This is a genomic window from Actinomadura sp. NPDC048032 (genome assembly GCF_040653175.1).
GTDB lineage: Bacteria > Actinomycetota > Actinomycetes > Streptosporangiales > Streptosporangiaceae > Spirillospora > Spirillospora verrucosospora.
Genome location: NZ_JBEZJP010000494.1, coordinates 1 through 5,459, shown reverse-complemented (window position 1 = coordinate 5,459; position 5,459 = coordinate 1). Strand labels below are relative to the sequence as shown.

Below are 5,459 nucleotides of genomic sequence, written 5' to 3'. Positions count from 1 at the left end.
GCTGGTCACCGTCCCGGCCCGCGGCGGGCCCGTGTGGGCGCGCGGGCCGCCGGCCGGAGGCCCGCCCGCCCGCGCGTCAGTCCTCGTCCGCTCCGGAGGAGCCCGTCCCGCCGGAGGCGTCCTCGCCGCCGGAGGTGATGCCGGGGCCGGAGTCCTGCGCCGCCAGCAGATCCCCGATGCGCGCCGCGGACAGCCGCTTGAACAGCCGGTGCTCGCGGTTGCGGTCGAGGACCGCGACCTCCAGCGAGGTGGCCTCCAGGTGCCGGTCGGAGTCCTGGGCCTCCAGCGCCCGCACCGCCGTGCGCAGGGCGTCCTCCAGCGAGGAGCCCTCGCGGTAGCCGTCCTTCAGCGACTGCGCCACCGCCTCGGCCTGCCCGCCCATGGCGACGTAGCCGTGCTCGTCGGCGACCGAGCCGTCGAACGTCAGCCGGTAGATCTGGTCGGTGTCGGCGTCCTCGCCCACCTCCGCGACGACCAGCTCCACCTCGTACGGCTTGTTGGTCTCGGTGAAGATCGTGCCGAGCGACTGCGCGTACACGTTCGCCAGGCCGCGCGCCGTCACGTCGCGGCGGTCGTACTGGTAGCCGTTGATGTCGGCGTAGCGGACGCCCCCGAGCCGCAGGTTCTCGAACTCGTTGTACTTCCCCACCGCCGCGAACGCGATCCGGTCGTAGATCTCGCTGATCTTGTGCAGCGCCCGCGACGGGTTGTCCGCCACGAACAGGATGCCGTCGTCGTACTGCAGCACCACGACACTGCGGCCGCGCGAGATGCCCTTGCGCGCGTAGTCCGCCTTGTCCTTCATCTGCTGTTCGGGCGACACGTAGAACGGCATGGACACCGGTCTGGATCCCTTCTATCGCAGCGGGGCGGTCGGACCGCCCGGCGAGTCGTAACGTGCGTCGACGACGGCCTGCGCCAGCGCGCCCACCTCGTCCTCGCCGAGCCGGCGGTACCCGTCCGCCGTCACCGACGCCACCACCGGGAAGATCCGGCGCGTCAGGTCGGGCCCGCCCGTCGCCGAGTCGTCGTCGGCCGCGTCGTACAGCGACTGGACGCACGCCAGCGCCGCGTCCTCCGCCGACAGGTCGGGCCGGTAGAGCTTCTTCAGGGCGCCGCGCGCGAAGACCGACCCCGAGCCGATCGAGTGGAAGTCGCGCTCCTCGTAACGGCCGCCCGCCGGGTCGTAGGAGAAGATCCGCCCCTCGTCCCGCTCCTCGTCGTAGCCCGCGAACAGCGGCACCACCGCCAGGCCCTGCATCGCCATCCCGAGGTTCTGCCGGACCATCGTCGCCAGGCGGTTGGCCTTGCCCTCGACCGACAGCGTCCGGCCCTCGCGCTTCTCGTAGTGCTCCAGCTCGACCTGGAACAGCCGGACCATCTCGATCCCGATCCCGGCCGTGCCGGCGATCGCGATCGCCGAGAACTCGTCGGCCCGGAAGACCTTCTCGATGTCGCGCTGCGCGATGACGTTGCCCGCCGTCGCCCGCCGGTCGCCCGCCATCACCACCCCGCCGGGGAAGCCGACCGCGACGATCGTCGTCCCGTGCGGGATGTCCTCGCCCGCCCGCGAGGACGGCGGCGTCCGCCGGCCGGGCAGCAGGTCCGGGGAGTACGCCCCGAGGAACTCCGTGAACGACGACGTATCCGGGCTCGCGAACAACCCCGGCAGACGTCCGGTGTGCGAATCGTGGGACGCCACGCGACTCCCTTCCCCTCCACCATTGCGCCGGCTTCGGCAATCTCACCGGCGCGGACTCTACGACCCTACTGTTCAAGGTCGCCCGCGCGCATGCCGCCCGATCACCGGTCCGATCAGCCCACGGCGAACCGCCGCGCGCGCCGCGCGCGCCGCGCACGGGCGCGAACACACGAACATGGGCGGGCCGCCGCGGCCCACCCATGTCCTCACTGCCGTGTCAAGTTGGAGTTCCGTCCCGGAGAAACGGCGATTCCGCTACATGGCCGATCCGCCCGATTCGGGGTTCACTGTCCGCCCTTTTGGATGTAGGCGCGGACGAAGTCCTCGGCGTTCTCTTCCAGCACCTCGTCTATTTCGTCCAGGATCGAGTCCACGTCGTCGGTGAGCTTCTCCTGGCGCTCCTGCACGTCCTCGGTGGTCGTGGCCTCGGTCTCCTCGACCTCTTCCGTGCGCCGGGTGGTCTGCTTCTGACCGCCGGTGTCCTTCGTGGCCATTCCGTACCTCCGCTCTGCCGGTGCCTCCGACCCTATCTCCGATCTTCGACGGTGCGCGGATCTCTCGGGTCCGTTTCGCCGTCTCCGCCCGGGGGCCGGGGGCATGCTCGGGTTATCGCCGGTCCACCGTCCAGCGAAACGGGCAATCCCTCCACGAAACCGGCCCGTTACCTGGCATGGCCGGACCGGCGGCGGCGCCGGCCGTCTCAGGCGGTCCAGCCGTCCAGCAGGGCCGCGGAGGGCTCCTCCGGGCGCGTGTGCCGCGTCCTCGCCGCGGTTCAGCCCTGGCCGGTCAAAGTCGCCACGAGGTCCGCGGCGGTGCGGCAGCGGTCCAGCAGGGCGCCCACGTGCTGCTTGGTGCCCCGCAGGGGCTCCAGGGTGGGCACGCGCTGCAGCGACTCCCGGCCGGGGACGTCGAAGATGACCGAGTCCCAGGAGGCCGCGGCGACGGACTCTGCGTACTGGCGCAGGCAGCGGCCCCGGAAGTAGGCCCGGGTGTCCTCGGGCGGGTCCTCGACGGCGGCCTCGACCTGCGCCTCGGTGACGACCCGGTCGACGCGCCCGCGGTCCACCAGGCGGTTGTACAGGCCCTTGTCGGGCCTGATGTCGGTGTACTGCAGGTCGACGAGCTGCAGGCGCGAATGGGACCAGTCGAGGCCGTCGCGGCTGCGGTACCCCTCCAGCAGGGACAGCTTGGCGACCCAGTCGAGCTCGCGGGACAGCTGCATCGGGTCGTCGCCGAGGCGGTGCAGGACCGACTCCCAGCGGTCGAGGACGTCCCTGGTCATCTCGTCGACGTCCGCGCCGAACCGGTCCTCGACGTACTTGCGCGACTGCTCCAGGTACTCCATCTGGAGCTGGACCGCCGTCATCTTCCGGCCGTCGCGCAGCGTGAGCAGATGCTTGCAGGACGGGTCGTGCGAGACCGCCCTGAGCGCGGCGACGGGCATGTCGACCGAGAGGTCGACGGTGAGGAAGCCGTCCTCGATCATGGCGAGGACGAGCGAGGTCGTGCCGAGCTTGAGGTAGGTGGACAGCTCGGCCATGTTGGCGTCGCCGATGATGACGTGCAGCCGCCGGTACTTCTCGGGGTCGGCGTGCGGCTCGTCACGGGTGTTGATGATCGGCCGCTTGAGGGTGGTCTCCAGCCCCACCTCCACCTCGAAGAAGTCGGCGCGCTGGCTGATCTGGAAGCCGTCGCCGCGCCCGTCCACGCCGATGCCGACGCGGCCGGCGCCGCAGACGACCTGGCGGGAGACGAAGAACGGGGTGAGGTGCCGGACGATGTCGGCGAAGGGCGTCTCGCGGCGCATGAGGTAGTTCTCATGGCAGCCGTAGGAGGCGCCCTTGTTGTCGGTGTTGTTCTTGTAGAGCTGGATGGGGTGGGTGCCGGGGACGAGCGCGGCGCGGCGCGCGGCGTCGGCCATCACGCGCTCGCCCGCCTTGTCCCAGATGACGGCGTCGAGCGGGTTGGTGCACTCGGGCGCGGAGTACTCAGGGTGGGCGTGGTCGACGTACAGCCGGGCGCCGTTGGTGAGGATGACGTTGGCGAGGCCGAGGTCCTCGTCGGTGAGCTGCGTCGGGTCGGCGACCTCGCGGGCGAGGTCGAAGCCGCGGGCGTCCCGGAGGGGGTTCTCCTCCTCGAAGTCCCAGCGGGCCCTGCGGGCCCGTGCCGCCGACGCCGCCAGGTAGGCGTTGACGACCTGGGAGGAGGTCACCATCGCGTTGGCCCCTGGCTGCCCGGGTACGGAGATGCCGTACTCGGTCTCGATGCCCATCACCCGCCGAACACTCATATCGTCGAGCCTATCGGGGCCGGGAGAGTGGAGCCATGGGGCCCGCTGTTCGCGGCCCGCGTGGCGCGGCACGCCCGCGCGGCGGCCCCTGCGTGCAGGGGGCCGCCGCGCGGGTGCGTCATCGTCGGGGGCTACAGGTACTGGCCGGTGTTGGCGACGGTGTCGATGGAGCGTCCGGCCTCGGAGCCCTTGGTCCCGGAGACCAGCGTGCGGATGTAGACGATCCGCTCGCCCTTCTTGCCGGAGATGCGGGCCCAGTCGTCGGGGTTGGTGGTGTTGGGCAGGTCCTCGTTCTCACTGAACTCGTCGACGCAGGCGGCCAGCAGGTGGCTGACCCGCAGGCCCTTCTGGCCGGTGTCGAGGAACTGCTTGATGGCCATCTTCTTGGCCCGGTCGACGATGTTCTGGATCATCGCGCCGGAGTTGAAGTCCTTGAAGAACAGGACTTCCTTGTCGCCGTTGGCGTAGGTGACCTCCAGGAAGCGGTTCTCCTCGCTCTCGGTGTACATCCGCTCGACGGTGCGCTGGATCATCGCCTCGACGGTGGCCTCGGTGGAGCCGCCGTGCTCCTTGAGGTCGTCGGGGTGCAGCGGGAGTCCGTGCAGGATGTACTTGGAGAAGATGTCCTTGGCGGCCTCGGCGTCCGGCCGCTCGATCTTGATCTTGACGTCCAGCCGGCCGGGCCGCAGGATCGCGGGGTCGATCATGTCCTCGCGGTTGGACGCGCCGATCACGATGACGTTCTCCAGGCCCTCGACGCCGTCGATCTCGCTGAGCAGCTGAGGGACGATGGTGTTCTCGACGTCGGAGGAGACCCCCGAGCCGCGGGTGCGGAAGATGGAGTCCATCTCGTCGAAGAACACGATGACCGGCGTCCCGGCGGACGCCTTCTCGCGGGCCCGCTGGAAGACCAGGCGGATGTGCCGCTCGGTCTCGCCGACGTACTTGTTCAGCAGCTCGGGGCCCTTGATGTTGAGGAAGAAGCTCTTCCCCTCCTGGCCGGTCTTCTCCGCGACCTGCTTGGCGAGCGAGTTCGCGACGGCCTTGGCGATGAGCGTCTTGCCGCAGCCGGGCGGACCGTAGAGCAGCACGCCCTTGGGCGGCCGGAGCTGGTGCTCGCGGAACAGGTCGGCGTGCAGGTAGGGCAGCTCCACCGCGTCGCGGATCATCTCGATCTGCGATCCGAGGCCGCCGATCTCGTTGTAGGAGATGTCGGGGACCTCTTCGAGGACGAGCTCCTCGACCTCCGCCTTGTGGATCTTCTCGTAGGCGTAGCCGGACCTCGGCTCGAGCATGAGGGAGTCGCCCGCACGCAGCGGGACGCCGCGCAGCGGCTCGGCGAGCTTGACCACGCGCTCCTCGTCGGCGAGCAGCCCCCGCCCGGCCTTGGTGCGGCCATCCAACGGGGTGGCGGGGCGCGACGGTCAGGTGACGACCGTCGCGGCGGTGATCTTGGCGGGGTTCATC

4 protein-coding genes and 1 pseudogene are annotated in these 5,459 nt (G+C 70.3%); all 5 read right to left on the bottom strand.

The features are described 5' to 3' along the window. Positions 1-76: 76 nt before the first annotated feature. A complete protein-coding gene (prcA, locus tag AB0C69_RS37295) occupies positions 77-835 on the bottom strand; it encodes a proteasome subunit alpha (RefSeq protein WP_360360405.1) in 759 nt (252 codons plus the stop codon). Between the two features lie 21 nt (positions 836-856). Then, on the bottom strand, positions 857-1,702 hold the full coding sequence (gene prcB / locus AB0C69_RS37290) for a proteasome subunit beta (protein WP_360360402.1): 846 nt from the start codon (positions 1,700-1,702) through the stop codon (positions 857-859). A gap of 284 nt (positions 1,703-1,986) precedes the next feature. Beyond that, complete coding sequence (locus AB0C69_RS37285) at positions 1,987-2,196, bottom strand: ubiquitin-like protein Pup (RefSeq protein WP_021593619.1); 210 nt, start codon at positions 2,194-2,196, stop codon at positions 1,987-1,989. A 278-nt stretch (positions 2,197-2,474) separates the two neighbouring features. After that, complete coding sequence (dop, locus tag AB0C69_RS37280) at positions 2,475-3,992, bottom strand: depupylase/deamidase Dop (RefSeq protein WP_360360398.1); 1,518 nt, start codon at positions 3,990-3,992, stop codon at positions 2,475-2,477. 131 nt (positions 3,993-4,123) lie between these two features. Further along, positions 4,124-5,356: pseudogene (arc, locus tag AB0C69_RS37275) on the bottom strand (proteasome ATPase); the annotation flags it as partial. Positions 5,357-5,459: the final 103 nt, after the last annotated feature.

Bases quoted from the DNA above. Each gene is read 5' to 3' on its own strand.
- prcA (WP_360360405.1), bottom strand. From the start codon at position 835: ATGCCGTTCTACGTGTCGCCCGAACAGCAGATGAAGGACAAGGCGGAC.
- AB0C69_RS37285 (WP_021593619.1), bottom strand. From the start codon at position 2,196: ATGGCCACGAAGGACACCGGCGGTCAGAAGCAGACCACCCGGCGCACG.
- dop (WP_360360398.1), bottom strand. From the start codon at position 3,992: ATGAGTGTTCGGCGGGTGATGGGCATCGAGACCGAGTACGGCATCTCC.